Origin of the sequence: Exiguobacterium sp. RIT341 (assembly GCF_000632205.1) — a bacterium.
Lineage (GTDB): Bacteria > Bacillota > Bacilli > Exiguobacteriales > Exiguobacteriaceae > Exiguobacterium_A.
This window is the reverse complement of sequence record NZ_JFYW01000001.1, coordinates 25,732-43,359: the sequence shown is the minus strand read 5'-3', so window position 1 is coordinate 43,359 and position 17,628 is coordinate 25,732. Positions and strand designations below refer to the sequence as shown.

Genomic DNA, 17,628 nt, shown 5'->3' with positions numbered 1-17,628 from the left:
GAATTCCTTCCAATAAAAACGCTTTTCTGTATGACAGTTTGATTACTCGCCTTCCGTCTTGTCTGGTACAGGTGCGAACTTCCGTTTCAACTTCAACGTATTGGATGAAGAACCGTCGAAGCGAGGTGGTGCTTCTTCTCCTTCTACCAATCCGACCTTCTTGACGATGAAATAGGCACATCCGAAGTTACAGTATTCGTAGAGATAATCAGCCACATGCGAAATCTTCGTATCGAATGTTGCTTTCTCGTGTTGATCCTCATAGAAGCCACGTAGTCGTAATTGACCGTGCCCCCAGTCGCCCACGATATAATCATATTTTTCAAGGACATCGCTGAAACGACCGATGAAGGCTTCTTCATTAAAGCCTTCCCGTTTCTCTTCGACGACTTCATAACGTTCCCGATTGACTTGTATCATTATTCCCACCTCCTGCTGTTCTTATCATAGCATATTCCATTTCTCCTGACAGACGAAAAACCGTCCGAGTCAGCTGCTCGAACGGTCGTTGATCGTTAGTCGATCGGAAGTGCTGTTTTATTCTTTTTCGCTGCGTTGACTTGCTCATCTGCATGATACGATGAACGAACGAGTGGACCAGCTTCACAGTGTGAGAAGCCTTTACCAAGCGCAATCTGTTTCAGTTCAGCGAATTCTTGCGGTGTATAGTACTTGATGACGTCGAGGTGCTTTTTCGTCGGTTGGAGATACTGACCGATCGTCATGATGTCGACGTTGTTTGCGCGAAGATCATCCATCGTTTCGAGAATCTCTTCCCATGTCTCACCAAGACCAAGCATCAAGCTCGACTTCGTTGGAATTTCAGGTGCGAGCTCCTTCGAACGACGAAGGAATTCAAGCGTCCGGTCGTATGTGGCTTTTGCACGAACAGTTGGTGTCAGACGGCGAACCGTCTCGATGTTATGGTTCATAATGTCTGGTTGTGCGTCAATCAATGTTTTCAGAGCTTCGAAATTCCCACCCATGTCTGAAGGTAAGACTTCGATTGATGTCTCCGGGTTCATCCGACGAACTTCACGAACCGTCTCAGCGTAAACGCCTGCTCCGAAATCATTCAGATCATCGCGTGCGACCGCTGTGATGACCGCGTGCTTCAGGTTCATCAAACGGACCGATTCCGCGACACGTTTTGGTTCTTCGAGATCGAGTTCGTTCGGACGTCCTGTCGTCACGGCGCAAAAACGGCACGCACGTGTACAGATACTTCCGAGGATCATGAACGTCGCCGTCCGGCGTACCGCCCAACACTCGTGGATATTCGGACACTTTGCTTCCTCACAGACAGTATGTAGCTTTTTCTCGCGCATCATACTCTTTAATTCTGTGTAGGTCTCATTCGTATTCAGCTTGATTTTCAACCATTCCGGTTTACGTTGGATTTCTCCGCGTCCCATGGTTTCGCTTCCCCCTTCATCCCCAAAAAAGTCAATTAAGTCTGCTTTAGTATAACAAACAATCAGGGTTTGCGAACATGCAATTCATTATATTCCGACTTCTCCGATAAGCGTTCAAACAACAAATCACGCAACAATTCAGGCATGAAATATTCTTTTGGCATCTCTTTGATGGCCGGGAATAATGGACCGAACGTAAACATATCCGGCAAGACGACAGAATAATCGCGTGTTAGCTCAAGCGGTTGATGATCCGCCAAACCAGCATAATGCATCCGTCCCATCAACTTTCCTCGGAATCCAAGACCACGAACCTTTAAGTGCTCGAACTGTTCTTTGTTGACTTCATCGAGGAATGTTTGTAATTCCATTCCTGTCATCGTGACTTTACAAGGATTGATCGGATGTGGACAGAGTCGATGTAAATCAAAGGCAGAAACGGGACCTGGTGGAAGCGACCCGAGCAGAATACCGGCTGGTACACAAGCGATATCTGCCTCACACCAGTCGCGCATCGTCTCGACGAGCAACTGTGAAAACGGCGACTCACTGAACCAATCATTGGCTAGACCCGCTGTCTCGCCAATCGGTTCCTTCATCTGTTGTTCCGCCAGATATTGTTCTCGATCGAGTAATTTCGCTGTTGCCTCATCCTCAACGTAATCGTGTAGGGAATGAAGTACTGCTTCTTTCTCACCCGTATCCGTATTCATATAAATCTCACCCGCATACTGACCGTGTTTTCCGGCTTGCGTGATTAAGACACCGTTCTTGACGACACCATCATCGAGGACATGATGTGTATGCGCACCGATGATTAAATCAAGTTCTGGAAAGCGCATCGCAAGTTCTTCATCCTGATAAAATCCGAGGTGACTTAAACAAATCAGGACGTCGACTTCCTGGCGCAAACGTTCGATCTCGCGCGCCGCGACGTCAAATGGTTCTTCGATCGTCCAACCGAGTAATCCGTATAGTTCAATATAAGGTGCCGTCAGACCAAAAACACCGACTTTTCCCGTCGGTAACTCATGAATGACACCTTGCTTGGCGAATGGTGCTTCTAAATTCGAGACAAGGACTGGAAAGTCTGCTTCCGTATAGAGGTCTGCTAACCAGTCGTGCGGAAACGTAATCCCTTCATTGTTTCCGATCGTCACAGCAGTCGGCATCAACGCGTTCAATAAATGCGTATTAATTTTTCCTTTTGTCGCTTCCGTCGCTGGATCGACACGGTCAGCATGATCGCCTAAATCAAAAACAAGCGAATCATACGTCCGGTGTTCCTTGACGAATGACATGTAGCGAGGCCACATGTCGAAGTGTGAGTGCAAATCATTATAGTGAATGATGTGTAACTTCATGCAGAAGCCCCCCTTGATGATTTAAAACAAAGAGATTTGTCGCGGCGCGAGTTCATAGTCGAGATCAAGAATTTCGATTAATCGTTTCGCATTCGGGGCAGCATCTCCTGCTGAGTTATTATTGAAAAAGACATAGACATCCTTTGCTTCCGCTGCAACGTCGCGGACGTGACTTGCAAGTTCCTGTAGCTCATCTTCTGAGTAACGATAGAGACAGCGGACTTTTCGCCAATCGTCACTACTTTGACCCGGTTTCTTTAACCAACCGGCCTTGTTTCGTCCATGTAATCGAATGAATGCCGTCTCCTGCGTCACGACAGGTACGAATGGTACGGAACCGTCTTCCGTCTGCGGTTCATCACAAATCGTATGGATGAACTGATGTTCCTTCAAAAAACGGAGCGTCCGCTCACGATAGGCTTCCGAGTACCACGATGGATTTCGGAATTCGATCGCGACTGGCAGTCCAGCAAGCGATTTTCGGATCGTTTGCAAGTATTCCAAGTGCAATTTACTGACATCGAACCATGGTGGAAGTTGGACAAGGATTGCCGCAATTTTTCCACTCTTACGCATCGGTTCAATCGACGTGATATATTGTTCAAAAATTGGTCCGAGCGGATCTTTATTTTCCCGGTCGTGCCCACTCATCGCGCGGTGGACCTTAACGATGAAGCGGAAACCGTCCGGTGTCTCAGATACCCATTTCTCATAGTTTCGTTCTGGTTGAATCGCATAGAACGTCGAGTCGACCTCAACTGCTGGAAAATGCCCAGCATAGGCAGCTAGTTTTTCTTTTCGATCTTGCGGGGTCAAGTAGAGACTATCATGATCTCCCCAGCCCGTGACACCGATATATATCATGCTCTCTTCCCCCTCGCGTGTTCTATTCTACCTATTCATCATAGCATAGCAGAATCCAGGATTTCTTCTTCGATGCTTCCTGAGCAAACACTCTTTTTCAGAAAAAAGACATCCCTCTCCCCCCTGCTCATGCAGGAAGAAAAAGGATGTCTAGTTAACGATTTTCATTATGAAGCAGAAGTCTGTGCCTCAACGATTTTTGGAGCAGGCGCTCTTCGTTTCGGTACCGGAACGATATAGTTACCGTAGGGCAATAGACTGATGACATACGATACAGAAATCGAAGCTGCAAGCGTGACGATCATCGCACAAACGAACATACTCGCAGAGTCGAAGTAAGCAAAGAGATCCGTTCGACCGATTCCGCGGATGACGAGCGGATGAATCAGATAGATGCCCATCGAATGTGTTCCAATCGTTTGAAAGAGTCGCATTGCTGTCGCATCTCTCTGCACATATTGAAAAGCATAATTCAAAACGACAAGAACGAACGGGATATACACGAGGTTCGCAAGATTCGTCGAAGTATAAATTCGGTTCAAATCAATACTGACCCAAATATCAACCAAAATCAATCCACTGATGAGCAACAAGATTGTCCGGTGACGTTTTAGAATCTGTTGTATTTCTTCATAATAAACAGCGTATGTAATTCCCATCATGAAATACGCGATCCAGTTGAGTAAGAAAGAGCGACTGTTGACGACTTGATTGAGGAAGTCGTTATTCGTCGTTAAGCTTCCTGACGTCAGCCAGAAATAGTTGACGCCCATCGCAACCACAGTTGCAACAAGTAGCATGGTTCCTTTCTTGAATCTTACGAGAAATGGAAAGACGACATAAAACTGAAGCACAGTCAAAATGAAGTACAAATGGAAGTTCGCCGTTCCATAAAGGAAGTACTCCGATAACGGCACACCCGGCTTCAAACTATCTTCTACATGAAAACGATACACGAGATAGACGGTACTCCAAATCAGATAAGGGATGAAAATTTTAGAAAAACGTGATTTAACGAATGTTCCAAGATTAAATCCTTTGCGCTGGACCATCGACATCAATAGAAAAGCACTGATGATGGCAAAAATCGGCGTACCGATTCGAGCAAACTGGTTGATATAACCGATTGCCTCGTTTGTAAATTCTCCTTGAGAATAATAGAGACCAGCGATGACATGGACAGCGACGACCAAAATTGCCGCAATCGATCGAATGACTGGAATTTCCTGATAAAATTTCATTTTTTCACACCTTAATCAGTTTTATAGATTTTTTACAAAAGTTATTATAATCTATTTTCGCCCATATTAAATGAAAATATCCAAATTTTATTGAATGTCACAAAAAAAAGAATCTCTTTTGAAATAAGAGACTCTTTTTATAAAGACTAGATTTTTTCGTAAGATAACACGATACATCCCGATTTAAAGACGTGTGTCTCGACTAACCGTAGCGCTTGTGATTGATCAAACACTGGAAACATTCGTTTCCCATCTCCGAGTAGAACAGGATAGATCACAACATGATAGCGATCGACGAGTCCAAGCTCAATCGCTTCAGCAGCAAGTGTCGCCCCCCCGATCGCAATCTGCTTTCCAGGTAGGGCTTTTAGTGCTTGAAGTTCCTCGGCAAGCGACGTGGTCGCTAGACGCGCCTTTCCTTCGACAGCGTCGAGCGTTCGCGAGAAGACAATCTTCTCAAGCGCCTGCCACGTTTTCGCATACTCAACGATGATCGGCTCGTCTTCTTGATCCGCTGTCTCCCAGTACTGCATCATTTCATACAAACGACGTCCATAGACATGGGTATCGAACGTTCTCTCATAATCGTTGAAGTATTGATGCAGTTCCGCATCCGGTGAAGCGAAATCGATGCTGCCTGACGCATCCTCGATATAACCGTCAAGTGAGACTTGAAAGGAATAAACGATGTCACGCATAGTAACCCCTCCTTTTTCCCTCCTATACCCGTTTTCCTCCAACCATGAAAAAAACTCCCTCATCCGCAGATGAGAGAGTAAGACGAATTATCCGATTGAACCTTCCATCTCGAACTTGATGAGACGGTTCATTTCGACCGCATATTCCATTGGAAGTTCTTTTGTGAACGGCTCGATGAAACCCATGACGATCATTTCCGTTGCTTCCTCTTGTGAGATCCCGCGGCTCATGAGGTAGAACAATTGCTCTTCCGAGACCTTCGAGACTTTCGCTTCGTGCTCGAGCGAAATGTTATCGTTGAGGATTTCGTTGTACGGAATCGTATCCGACGTCGATTGGTTATCCATGATGAGCGTATCACATTCGATGTTCGAACGTGCACCTGTCGCTTTACGTCCGAAGTGAACGATACCGCGGTACGTGACTTTACCACCGTGTTTTGAGATCGACTTCGAGACGATCGTCGACGATGTGTTCGGTGCTAAGTGAATCATTTTCGCACCCGCATCTTGGTGTTGACCTTTACCTGCAATTGCGATTGACAATGTCATACCACGTGAACCTTCACCTTTGAGGATGACGGCTGGGTATTTCATCGTCAGTTTCGAACCGATGTTACCATCGACCCATTCCATCGTTGCGCCAGCTTCACAGATCGCACGCTTCGTAACGAGGTTGTAGACGTTGTTCGCCCAGTTTTGGATCGTTGTATAACGGCAGTAAGCGTTTTTGTTGATGAAAATCTCAACGACCGCTGAGTGAAGCGAGTTCGTCGTGTAGACCGGTGCTGTACATCCTTCGACGTAATGAACCGATGCTTCGTCATCAACGATGATCAACGTCCGCTCGAATTGACCCATGTTTTCCGAGTTGATCCGGAAGTAGGCTTGAAGCGGCGTGTCGACTTTAACGCCTTTTGGTACGTAGATGAACGATCCACCTGACCAGACCGCTGTGTTCAAGGCTGCGAACTTGTTGTCTGTTGGCGGAATCAATTTTCCGAAGTACTCACGGAAGATATCTTCGTTTTCTTTTAAGGCTGTATCTGTATCTTTGAAGACGACACCGATTTCTTCGAGGTCTTCTTTCATGTTGTGGTAGACAACCTCTGACTCGTACTGAGCCGAGACACCTGCCAAGTATTTTTGCTCTGCTTCTGGGATACCGAGTTTGTCAAACGTACGTTTGATTTCTTCCGGTACTTCATCCCACGATTTCTCTGCACGTTCAGACGGCTTAACGTAGTACGTGATATCGTCGAAGTTCAATTCTGAGAGATCGCCACCCCAAGCTGGCATTGCTTGTTCGTTGAAGATCTTGAGTGATTTCAAACGGAAATCAAGCATCCATTGTGGTTCTTCCTTCATTTTCGAGATCGTTTCGACGACTTCAGTCGTCAAGCCACGTCCAGAACGGAAGATCGAGATATCGCGATCGTGGAAACCATATTTATAATCGCCAATTTCCGGCATGTTCTTTGCCATGTTCATTTCCTCCTCTTACTTGCTTGTGACCGAAGTTTACTTCCCTTCTTCTACGCCGCGTTCGAGCGCCTTCCAGGCAAGTGTCGCACATTTGATGCGTGCCGGGAATTTCGTGACACCCGAGAGTGCCTCGACGTCCCCGAGGTCGAACGATTCGTCGTCATAGTCTTTTCCTTGGACCATGTCCGAAAAGATATCCGCGAGTCGTAAGGCTTCATCGATAGTCTTACCTTTGACGAGTTGCGTCATCATTGAAGCAGACGCCATGCTGATCGAGCAGCCCTCCCCGTCAAATTTCGCATCACGGACGACATCGTCTTCAATCGCGAGCTGGAGACGAATCGTATCGCCGCACGTCGGATTGTTCATGTCGATCGTGACTCCCCCCTCGATCGCACCGCGATTTCGGGGAGTTTTATAATGATCCATGATCACTTGACGATACAAGTGATCGAGATTGTTAAAATCCATGACTGAAATACTCCTTCGTTTGGCGAAGTCCTGTCACGAGTGCGTCAACCTCTTCTTTCGTGTTGTAGAGATAGAAGCTAGCGCGAGCCGTCGAGCTCGCTCCGAGCCAACGCATCAGGGGCTGTGCACAGTGATGACCGGCGCGAACCGCGATTCCCTGCATATCAAGGACGGTTGCGACGTCATGTGCATGGACATCACCGAGATTGAACGTGACGAGTCCAACGCGTTCTTCCGGACCGTAAATCGTGAGTCCGTCGATGTCACGCATTTGTGCCATCGCATACTGCGCGAGTTCACGTTCGTGTGCTTCGACGTTCTCTAGACCAATCTCTTCTAAGAAATCAATCGCTGCCGATAAACCAACGGCACCTGCAATGATCGGTGTACCCGCTTCGAAACGATATGGAGACGGTTTGAACGTCGACTCTTCAAGACCGACGTAATCAATCATCTCACCACCGAATTCGACCGGTTCCATCGCATTGAGTAATGCCTTTTTCCCGTAAAGAACACCAACGCCTGTCGGACCACACATCTTGTGTGCAGAGAAGGCGAGGAAATCACAATCGAGATCCGTAACATTAATCCGTTGATGCGGCGCACTTTGCGCGGCATCGACGACCATGACGGCTCCTCGAGCGTGCGCAAGACAAGCGACTTCTTTGATCGGATTGATCGTACCGAGGACGTTCGAGACATGTGCCATCGCGACGATCTTCGTCCGGTCGGACAGTTGTGCTTCGACCGCTTCGACCGTTACGCGACCATCTGCTGTCAAATCAACGTATTTCAACTTCGCTTTTTTGCGTTTAGCGACTTGTTGCCACGGAATGAGATTCGCATGGTGTTCGAGGTACGTGACGACGATCTCGTCGCCTTCTTCGACATGCTCCATCCCGTAGCTTGACGCGACGATGTTGATCGCTGTCGTCGTACCGCGGGTAAAGATAATTTCTTCATGGTGTTGCGCCTGGATGAAACGACGAACGTTCTCACGCGCACCTTCGTACGCATCCGTCGCTCGTGTTCCGAGCGTATGGACGCCACGGTGCACATTCGAATGAATCGTCTTATAGTAGTCGTCAATCGCATTGATGACGACGAGCGGCTTCTGCGACGAGGCCGCACTATCGAGATAGACGAGTTTCCGGTCGTTGACCTGTTGGTCGAGGATCGGAAACTGATTGCGGATGGATGCATCGATTCCCATATTAGTTTACTTTCCCTTCGATGACTTGAACGAGACGTTCTTTCACCGAGTCAATCGCAAGTTCCGAGACGACTGGCTGGAGGAAACCGTGAACGACGAGGCGTTCTGCTTCCTTCCGTGAAAGACCACGGCTCATCAAGTAGTAGAGTTGTAATTCATCGACACGACCGACAGATGCCGCGTGTCCTGCCATGACGTCATCCTCATCGATTAAGAGGATTGGGTTTGCATCACCACGTGCCTTTTCCGACAACATGAGGACACGTTCCGTTTGAACGCCGTTTGATTTCGAAGCGCCGTGATGGATCATCGACGTTCCGTTGAAGATTGATGTTGCTGCGTCTTTTTGGACACCGTGGATCAAGATGAAACCTTCTGATCCTTTACCGAAATGGTCCGTACGGACGTTGAAGTTTTGTTTTTGCTCTCCACGACCGACCGTAACGGCTTTCGTATCTGAGAACGAATCGTTTCCGACGAGGTGTGTTTTTGTTTCGGTGACCGTGTGACCGTCATTCATGTGACCGAGTGCCCATTCGAGCTTCGCGCCTTGTTTGACGACACCGCGACGGTTCATATACGTGATGGCACCCTTAGATAGTGTATCTACACCACCAAAGAGAACTTTTGCGTTGTCTTCGACGAATACTTCTGTGACGACGTTGACGTTATGCGCTTCGTCACCGTAAGAGACGAAGTTTTCGATATACGTCAATTCGCTGTCAGCATCTGCAACGATGATTGCGTGATGGTAAAGGGCAGCGCCTGATTGCTCAAGCGTGTAGATTGCTTGCATCGGTACAGACAGCTTGACGCCTTTTGGTACATAAAGGAACGTACCGCCGTTACGAAGTGCTGCGTTTAATGCCGCAAGACGATCTTCGTTGACTTGAACACCTTCAGTCATGAAGTACTTCTCGACGAGTTCCGGGTGTTGTTTTAATGCGTCTTCGAGCGTCGTGAAGATGACGCCGTTCGCCGCTTCACTGTTTTGCGCGTGGACGAGTTGTCCGTTACGCGTGACGAGCATGTGATCACGGTTTTCGCCGATCAATGCTTCGATATCTGAAGAAAGACCAGTGACGGTTTCAAGTTCCGTCGTACCTTCTGTGAAGTTCCAGCCTTCGATCTTGATTTTTTCTACTTTTGGCAATGCGAGCGTTGGGGCAAGATCAAGCGCGTCTTGACGCTTTGCGACCATCCAAGATGGTTCCCCTAAGCGAGTCGCACGTTCTGCCACTGCCTCGCGATTTACTGCAAGATTCAGTTCTACAGTCATCATGCTTCCTCCCTCGTCTTACGCTTTTGTTTCGATTTCGACGTCTTCGATGCCGAGTTCTTTTTTAACCCAGTCATAACCTTCTGCTTCGAGACGGTGTGCGAGTTCTTTACCGCCAGACATGACGATTTTTCCGCCCATCATGATGTGGATGAAGTCTGGCTCGATATAGTTCAAGAGACGTTGATAGTGCGTGATGATCAAGCAGCCGAATTCAGGTGAACGCATTTCGTTGACACCTCTTGCAACGACTTTAAGTGCATCGATATCAAGACCTGAATCGATTTCATCGAGAATCGCGATTGCTGGTTTAAGCATCATCATCTGAAGAATTTCGTTACGTTTCTTTTCTCCACCAGAGAAACCTTCGTTGAGGTAACGGTGTGCCATTTCTGAAGGCATCTCGAGAAGACCCATTTGTGAATCAAGTTCACGGATGAATTTCATGAGTGAGATTTCATCGCCTTCTTCACGACGCGAGTTGATCGCTGAACGAAGGAAGTCTGAGTTCGTAACACCACTGATTTCGCTTGGGTACTGCATTGCGAGGAACATACCTGCTTGTGCGCGTTCATCGACTTCCATGTCGAGGACGTCTTCGCCGTCGAGTGTGACTGAACCAGATGTCACTTCGTACGATGGGTGACCCATCAATGCTGATGCGAGTGTTGATTTACCTGTCCCGTTTGGTCCCATGACCGCGTGGATTTCCCCGCCTTTGATTTCCAAGTTGACGCCTTTCAAGATTTCCTTGCCGTCGATCGCGACGTGTAGATCTTCAATCTTCAAGTGTGAAGCCTTCATGTTAGAATCCCTCCATCTATTCATTTCGTGACTGACGATTCAGAACACGAGCGTTACTAATTTAGTATCATTCTAATCTTAAAGAAACATGGCGTATTATTCAAGCGTCATCGCTCGTTGTTTTTTCTCAAAATCATGCGTTTTGTTGAGAATCATTCGAAAGTTTCACCGGTTCCTCGAGTTCCTCGATCGTCGAAGTCCGATGAATCCGTTGTGACAGTAGGAGCAGTGGTATTCCGAATAATGTCAAGCCCGCTAAAATCCCGAAAATCGGTAACGGACGGTCCGCTCCATATAAACTTAATAAATGTCCGCCGGCAATTGGACCGATTGATTGTCCGATCGACGTCAAACCCATTGCCCCGAAATAACTGCCCCTTAATTCCGGCTTCGCAAAGCGATCAGTCAAGATGTCGGTCATCGTGAACATCATGACTTCCCCGCACGTGAAGATGACCATCGCGACGACCATCAACCAAATCGAACTCGCATTACCGATGATGAAAAGTCCGATCGCAACAGTCGCAATCCCGGTCGTGATCGAAACGAGCGGTGACGTCTTGACGCCGAACTTCATGATCGGATACTGCACGATCAAGACGGTGATCGCATTGATCGTAATCAAGATCGCATAGAGTGTCTTCCCGCCTTCAAGGAGTGACGTCTCCGTCAAGAATTGCGGCAAGGTCGAATTGAACTGACTGTAGCCGAAGACCCCGAAGATGATGCCGGCGAGTGCGAGCGTAAAGGCGATATCCGTCCGCAACAGACGAACCGTCGCTCCGAATGAGACCTTCTTGCCACCATGTGTCTCAGTGATCGGATGACGTTTGAACAAGATCCCGATCATCACGCCGTAGGCGATATAGACGAACGCCGTGATGTAAAACGTCGCTGACGTGTTCCCCGCACTCAACAGTAAGGCGATTCCCGGACCGATTGCAGCTGCGATATTGATCATCGCGTAACGAATGTTGAAGACGAATAACCTATTCGCTTCGTCCGTCGTATCACTGATCAAGGCACGAGCAGATGGTTCAAAAATCGAGCGACAGACTCCGTTCAAGGCACTGAGGATGAAGAACGCCCAGAACGTCTCGACTTGCGCGAGTGCGATGAAGACGATCGCAAACCCGATCGTTCCGGCAAGCATCATCGCTCGGCGACCATACCGGTCCGACAAGGTACCACCGATGAAACTCATGACGAGACTGGCGATCGCCGAGATACTGAGGACCCAGCCGACATCGACCGGATCAAACTTCAGGACAGTCGTCATGTAGATGGCGAAAAACGGCATCGTGATGAATGTTCCAAGACGTGAGAAAAACGTCCCGAATAAGACCCCAAGTGTCAACGGATGCAGTTGACGAATGCGTTGCATATGATTCCCCCTAACCCCTGTTTCCGACAAATGAAAAGCATCCTTCCATTATATAGGAAGGATGCCGGCTTCGGTGAACTTATTTGCTAACTGGAACGACCGCACCTTTGTACTTGTCGAGGATCCAATCTTGGTTTTTCTTTTCGTGTAGAACGTCAAGAAGTGTCGTGACACGCTTGTCTTTTTCATCGCCATCACGTGTAACGATGATGTTGACGTATGGTGAAGACTCATCTTCTGACGCGATCGCGTCTTTCAACGGGTTCAAACCGTTATCGATCGCATAGTTCGTGTTGATGAGGACGGCGTCGCCTTCATTGTTTTTATAAGCTTGCGGAAGCAGTGATGCTTCGATGTTCGTCTTGAACTTGAGTTTCTTCGGGTTCTCTGCGATATCACCGAGTTGTGCATCTGTCGTTTTACCGTCTTTGAGTTTGATCAGCCCTTCGTTTTGAAGGAACGTCAAGACACGACCGCGTTCCGCGACGTTTGAGCTCGTTAAGATCGTTGCACCGTTTGGTAACTTATCGAGTGATTTGTATTTCTTCGAATAAATACCGAGTGGTTCAACGTGGACGCCACCTGCGTTCGCAAACTTATACGATTTGTTTTCTTTCTCTTGTTGCTCGAGATACGGCACGTGCTGGAAGTAGTTCGCATCGATTTCTTTTTCAGCGAGTGCCTTATTCGGAAGCACGTAATCTTGGAACTTCTTGATTTCAAGCTTGTAGCCTTTTGCTTCGTATTCCTTTTTGACGTGTTCGAGGATTTCAGCGTGCGGTACGTTCGAAGCACCGATGACGAGTGTCTTGTCGTCGCTTCCTGATGATTTTTCACCACAAGCAGCAAGACTGATTGCTAGAACGGATACAGCGGCAGTACCTACGAATTTTTTCCAAACTTTCATGAATGATTCCTCCAATATGATTAAGATTCGAATTAACGTTTATCGATTGCTCGGATCAGCAAGTCACCGATGATTTGGATGACGAAGACGATCGCTAAGATTAAGAGTGTCGCAATGACGATGACATCGTTTTGAGAACGCTGGAATCCTTCGATGAAGGCCATGTCTCCGAGTCCACCTCCGCCGACTACTCCGGCCATTGCCGTGTAACCGACAAGTGCAACGAGTGTAACCGTGATACCCGAAACGATGGCAGGCAACGCTTCTGGGATTAAGACTTTATAGATGATTTGGAACTTCGTCGCGCCCATCGATTCAGCTGCCTCAATGACACCTTTATCGACTTCGCGTAAGGCAAGTTCAACCATCCGACCATAAAATGGTGCGGCTCCTAAAATCAGTGCCGGTAATGCTGCTGTTGGTCCGAGGAACGAACCGACGACTGCTTTCGTAAATGGAATCAATAAGATCAGTAAGATGATGAACGGAATCGAACGGAAGACGTTAACGATTAAGCTCAAGATCGAATAAAACGCCCGATTCTTGAACAACAACTCTTCGTTTGTCGCAAACAATAATAAACCAATGATCAAACCGAGAACGAATGTCGAAAGACCAGCGACTGCCGTCATATAGATCGTACTACCTGTCGCTTCCCACACCATGTCCCAGTCTAGGTTGTCAAAGAATGAAATCATCGGTGATCCACCTCCACTTCAACATCACTGGCTTGAAGCTTCGTAATGACCGCTTGTGTTGCTTCTGTTTCCCCGATCAACTGAATGAACAGTGTACCGAGTGCCCCTTCCTGTGATTGACCGACGTTTCCGCCGATGATATTGAACAGGACGGGTGAATCTTTCATGACTTCCGCAATGATCGGGCTTTCCGCTGTCGATCCGACGAACGTCAATTGAACGATTTTTCCGGTTGGATACCGTTCGCGGAGTTTCGCAAACGTCAACTCGTTCTCCGATGGCGACGTCAATTGTTTGACGAATTCTTTCGTCATCGCTTGTTTCGGGTGACGGAAAACTTCTGCGACCGGTCCTTGCTCGACGATTTTACCGGCTTCCATGACGGCGACCCGGTGACAGATTTTTTGAATGACATGCATCTCGTGTGTGATCAAGACGATCGTCAGTTTTAGTTTCTGGTTGATATCGACGAGTAACTCAAGGATTGAGTCCGTTGTTTTCGGATCGAGTGCACTCGTTGCCTCGTCACATAAGAGAACGTCAGGGTTCGATGCGAGTGCCCGAGCGATACCGACACGTTGCTTTTGACCACCCGATAATTGCGACGGATAGGCTTTTTCACGTCCATCTAAACCAACGAGTTGAATCAGTTCCGCAACTCGTTCCTTACGGCGAGCCTTCGGGAAGCCACCGAGTTCGAGTGGGAACATGATGTTTTCTTCAACAGTCCGTGACCAGAGTAAGTTGAAGTGCTGGAAAACCATTGAGACATTCTTGCGGACGCCTCGTAATTCTTTTGGTTTCAGTGATGTCATTTCGACACCATCGATTTGAATCGAACCACTCGTTGGTGCTTCGAGCATATTCAACAATCGGATCAAGGTCGATTTCCCTGCTCCGGAATAACCGATTATTCCAAAAATTTCACCGCGTTCGATTGTCAGATCGACATTCGCGACGGCTTCGACCGCTCCGCGCTTTGAGCGATAAATCTTTCCTACGTCTTGTAAACGAATCACAACTGTCCCTCCTAAAATAAAAAAAGTGCGCGCGTTTTAGAGCAAACGCGCGCACTTTTCAGTACACAAAACCATTTGCTCTCATCTCCCAGACTTTTGTCTGCTGGAATTAGCACCACTTCGGATCAGATCCGCGGTTGCCGGGTTTCATCGGGCCAGTCCCTCCACCACTCTCGATAAGAGTTTCGGTATTAAGTTTGTAGAATATATTCTGAATATTAGCAGGGGTTATTTTTGTTGTCAAACAGTTTTTTCAGAAACTTTTTCGAGGAACGTGAAAGCACGTGTTAAGTCTTCTTTCAAATCTTCCGCATCCTCAAGTCCAACTGAAATCCGGACGAGACCGTCCGTGATGCCGAGTTCTGCCCGACGTTCTGCTGGGATCGACGCGTGCGTCATCCGTGCCGGCACCGAAATCAGACTCTCGACGGCACCAAGACTCTCAGCAAGTGTGAAGAAGTGTGTCGCCTCGACGAGTTTTTCTGCGTTCGCTGCTGAACCGACATCAAAGCTGATCATCCCACCGAATCCAGTCGCTTGTTTCGCTTGGATGTCATGTCCAGGATGCGATGCCAGTCCTGGGTAGAAGATGTTCGAGACGATGTCTTGTGCTTGTAAGAACGCAACGAGATCATGCGCTGTCTCTTCGATCGCATCCATCCGGATACCGAGCGTACGTAGACCACGGACGAGCAAGAAGCTGTCTTGCGGTCCAAGCACGCCGCCTGTCGAGTTTTGGATGAAGTGAAGCTCTTCGCCAAGCGCATCATCTTTGACGACGACAAGTCCAGCGACGACGTCCGAGTGTCCGCCGATGTATTTCGTTGCACTGTGTAAGACGATGTCAGCACCAAGTGCGAGTGGTTGTTGATGGTATGGAGTCGCGAACGTGTTGTCGACGACGAGTTTAAGATCGTGACGTTTGGCAATCGTTGCGATGGCTGTGATGTCTGTTACTTTCAACAACGGGTTCGTCGGTGTTTCGACGTAGACAATCTTCGTGTTGTCCTGGATCGCTGCTTCCGTTGCCGCGAGGTCCGTCGTATCGACGAATGTCACTTGGATGTTGAACTTCGGTAAGACGCGTTGCATCAAGCGGAACGTACCACCGTAGACGTCATCCGTCATGACGATGTGGTCGCCAGACTCAAGCAAGTGGAAGACGGCATGAATCGCTGCCATCCCAGAACCGAATGCAAAACCACGTGCGCCACCTTCAAGATCCGCAATCAATCGTTCGATGCTCGTCCGTGTCGGGTTCGCTGTCCGTGAGTATTCGTATCCGTCCTTGAGTTGACCGATTTTATCCTGCTTGTATGTGCTTGTTTGATAGATCGGAGGTGTGACGGCTCCTGTTGCCCGGTCGACACCTGTTCCTCCATGAATCAATGCTGTCTTCTTACGCATGAGTTTCGTCCACCTTTTCAAAGATTTGTTGGCTTAAGTAGCGTTCGGCACTGTCTGCGAAGACGGTGACGATCGTACTGCCGGGGTGACGCTTTGCGATATCAAGCGCAGCAACGAGCGCTGCCCCTGCTGAACTACCAACGAGCAATCCTTCGCGAGCAGCGAGTGTATGAACCGCGTCAAATGCATCGCGGTCAGAAATCGTATGAATCTCGTCGACGAGTTCACGCGGAACGAGACTTGGCCATTTTGCTGTCCCAATGCCTTCTGTCTTGTGCGGACCCGCTGGACCACCATTTAAGACGGAGCCTTCCGGTTCAACGATTGCTGCTTTTGTACCGAGACGTTGTTTTAAGAAGTCCGCTGTTCCGGCGAACGTACCACCTGAACCACAACCGGCAACGAACCAGTCGATGTGCGGCAAGTCCGCCATCAGCTCAGGACCGAGTGTCCGCTGATACGTGACTGGGTTCTCTTCGTTTTCGAATTGTAACGGAACGTAACTGTTCGGAATTTCCTGACCGAGTTCTTTTGCCCGGTCGATTGCCCCTTGCATATCGAGTTCAGTCGGCGTGTTGACGACGGTTGCGCCGAGTGCCCGCATCAACGTCTGCTTTTCCTGACTGAATTTTTCCGGAACGACACAGATGACTTGAAGATCATATTTTTTAGCGGCAAGCGCCAAGCCGATGCCGGTATTCCCGGCTGTCGGCTCGATGATCGTACCGCCTGGTGTCACATGTCCGTTTTCGATTGCTGCATCAACGAGTTGAATGCCAAGGCGGTCTTTGACGCTGCCCCCAGGGTTCATCCATTCGAGCTTCGCCAAAATGCGCGTACCAGCAGGCAAATCGAATGAAGTGATCTCGTAGAGTGGTGTGTTTCCGACGAGGTCGCGGACGTTGTTCGCGATCATCCGAAGACGATGTCCCATTCATCACGACCGGCAAGCATTTTCTCGGCATAGTGCTTCGCTCCTTTGAGGTCATGTGCGCTTGCAAATCCACATTGGACTTCGTTTTGCGCTGGAATCTCTTCTGCTGCGAGGACGTCATTCAACGTCTTCTCAACGAGTTCGCTCATTTTTTCGACCGAGTCGAAGTTCATCATCGCCATGTAGAAACCTGTTTGGCATCCCATTGGCGAGACATCGATGACATCATCCGAGTAGTTGCGGATGTTTTCAGCAAGTAAATGCTCGAGTGTGTGCATCGCACGCATTGGCATTTGCTCAACGTTTGGTTGTGTGAAACGAATATCGTATTTGACGACTTGGTCGACTTTACCTTCTTTATAACCCGCGACGCGGATATAAGGTGCTTTGACTTTCGTGTGATCCAGGTTAAAGCTTTCGACGTTCATTTTTTGAAGTGCCATGA

18 protein-coding genes and 1 riboswitch are annotated in these 17,628 nt (G+C 48.3%); all 18 genes read right to left on the bottom strand.

Annotated elements, in window-relative coordinates; all coding sequences use genetic code 11:
- Window positions 1-42: 42 nt before the first annotated feature.
- Window positions 43-420, bottom strand: a complete 378-nt coding sequence (locus BW42_RS00245) for a YutD family protein (protein WP_035406026.1) — start codon at window positions 418-420, stop codon at window positions 43-45.
- A 95-nt stretch (window positions 421-515) separates the two neighbouring features.
- On the bottom strand, window positions 516-1,415 hold the full coding sequence (gene lipA / locus BW42_RS00240; protein WP_035406024.1) for a lipoyl synthase: 900 nt from the start codon (window positions 1,413-1,415) through the stop codon (window positions 516-518).
- 62 nt (window positions 1,416-1,477) lie between these two features.
- A complete protein-coding gene (locus BW42_RS00235) occupies window positions 1,478-2,779 on the bottom strand; it encodes a bifunctional UDP-sugar hydrolase/5'-nucleotidase (RefSeq protein ID WP_035406022.1) in 1,302 nt (433 codons plus the stop codon).
- Window positions 2,780-2,800: 21 nt separating this feature from the next.
- Window positions 2,801-3,643, bottom strand: coding sequence for a DUF72 domain-containing protein (locus tag BW42_RS00230; protein WP_035406019.1), 843 nt, complete (start codon window positions 3,641-3,643; stop codon window positions 2,801-2,803).
- A gap of 167 nt (window positions 3,644-3,810) precedes the next feature.
- The gene (locus BW42_RS00225; protein ID WP_035406017.1) at window positions 3,811-4,884 is read right to left on the bottom strand and encodes an acyltransferase; all 1,074 of its coding nucleotides are present in this window, start codon (window positions 4,882-4,884) and stop codon (window positions 3,811-3,813) included.
- 146 nt (window positions 4,885-5,030) lie between these two features.
- Window positions 5,031-5,582, bottom strand: a complete 552-nt coding sequence (locus BW42_RS00220) for a dihydrofolate reductase family protein (RefSeq protein ID WP_035406015.1) — start codon at window positions 5,580-5,582, stop codon at window positions 5,031-5,033.
- Between the two features lie 87 nt (window positions 5,583-5,669).
- A complete protein-coding gene (sufB, locus tag BW42_RS00215; RefSeq protein WP_023469154.1) occupies window positions 5,670-7,067 on the bottom strand; it encodes a Fe-S cluster assembly protein SufB in 1,398 nt (465 codons plus the stop codon).
- A 36-nt stretch (window positions 7,068-7,103) separates the two neighbouring features.
- Window positions 7,104-7,538, bottom strand: coding sequence for a Fe-S cluster assembly sulfur transfer protein SufU (sufU, locus tag BW42_RS00210; protein ID WP_035406013.1), 435 nt, complete (start codon window positions 7,536-7,538; stop codon window positions 7,104-7,106).
- On the bottom strand, window positions 7,528-8,751 hold the full coding sequence (locus tag BW42_RS00205; protein WP_035406011.1) for a cysteine desulfurase: 1,224 nt from the start codon (window positions 8,749-8,751) through the stop codon (window positions 7,528-7,530). The genes sufU and BW42_RS00205 overlap by 11 nt, the downstream gene beginning before the upstream one ends.
- A gap of 1 nt (window position 8,752) precedes the next feature.
- A complete protein-coding gene (gene sufD / locus BW42_RS00200; RefSeq protein ID WP_023469157.1) occupies window positions 8,753-10,030 on the bottom strand; it encodes a Fe-S cluster assembly protein SufD in 1,278 nt (425 codons plus the stop codon).
- An 18-nt stretch (window positions 10,031-10,048) separates the two neighbouring features.
- Window positions 10,049-10,834, bottom strand: a complete 786-nt coding sequence (gene sufC / locus BW42_RS00195; protein ID WP_035406009.1) for a Fe-S cluster assembly ATPase SufC — start codon at window positions 10,832-10,834, stop codon at window positions 10,049-10,051.
- Between the two features lie 133 nt (window positions 10,835-10,967).
- A complete protein-coding gene (locus tag BW42_RS00190) occupies window positions 10,968-12,218 on the bottom strand; it encodes an MFS transporter (RefSeq protein ID WP_035406007.1) in 1,251 nt (416 codons plus the stop codon).
- Between the two features lie 79 nt (window positions 12,219-12,297).
- Window positions 12,298-13,125: a MetQ/NlpA family ABC transporter substrate-binding protein gene (locus BW42_RS00185; protein WP_035406004.1), complete on the bottom strand. Its 828-nt coding sequence runs from the start codon at window positions 13,123-13,125 to the stop codon at window positions 12,298-12,300.
- 32 nt (window positions 13,126-13,157) lie between these two features.
- Window positions 13,158-13,823, bottom strand: coding sequence for a methionine ABC transporter permease (locus tag BW42_RS00180; RefSeq protein ID WP_035406001.1), 666 nt, complete (start codon window positions 13,821-13,823; stop codon window positions 13,158-13,160).
- Window positions 13,820-14,842 (bottom strand): methionine ABC transporter ATP-binding protein, encoded by a 1,023-nt coding sequence (locus tag BW42_RS00175; protein WP_035405998.1) that lies wholly within the window; start codon window positions 14,840-14,842, stop codon window positions 13,820-13,822. Before BW42_RS00175 ends, BW42_RS00180 begins: the two co-directional genes overlap by 4 nt.
- Before the next feature lie 78 nt (window positions 14,843-14,920).
- Window positions 14,921-15,025: riboswitch (SAM riboswitch) on the bottom strand.
- Between the two features lie 57 nt (window positions 15,026-15,082).
- Entirely contained in the window at window positions 15,083-16,249 is a 1,167-nt protein-coding gene (locus BW42_RS00170) for a bifunctional cystathionine gamma-lyase/homocysteine desulfhydrase (protein WP_035405996.1), read from the bottom strand.
- The gene (locus BW42_RS00165) at window positions 16,242-17,165 is read right to left on the bottom strand and encodes a PLP-dependent cysteine synthase family protein (protein ID WP_035405994.1); all 924 of its coding nucleotides are present in this window, start codon (window positions 17,163-17,165) and stop codon (window positions 16,242-16,244) included. Before BW42_RS00165 ends, BW42_RS00170 begins: the two co-directional genes overlap by 8 nt.
- Window positions 17,162-17,626, bottom strand: a complete 465-nt coding sequence (locus BW42_RS00160) for an S-ribosylhomocysteine lyase (RefSeq protein ID WP_029342435.1) — start codon at window positions 17,624-17,626, stop codon at window positions 17,162-17,164. Before BW42_RS00160 ends, BW42_RS00165 begins: the two co-directional genes overlap by 4 nt.
- Window positions 17,627-17,628 lie beyond the last annotated feature (2 nt).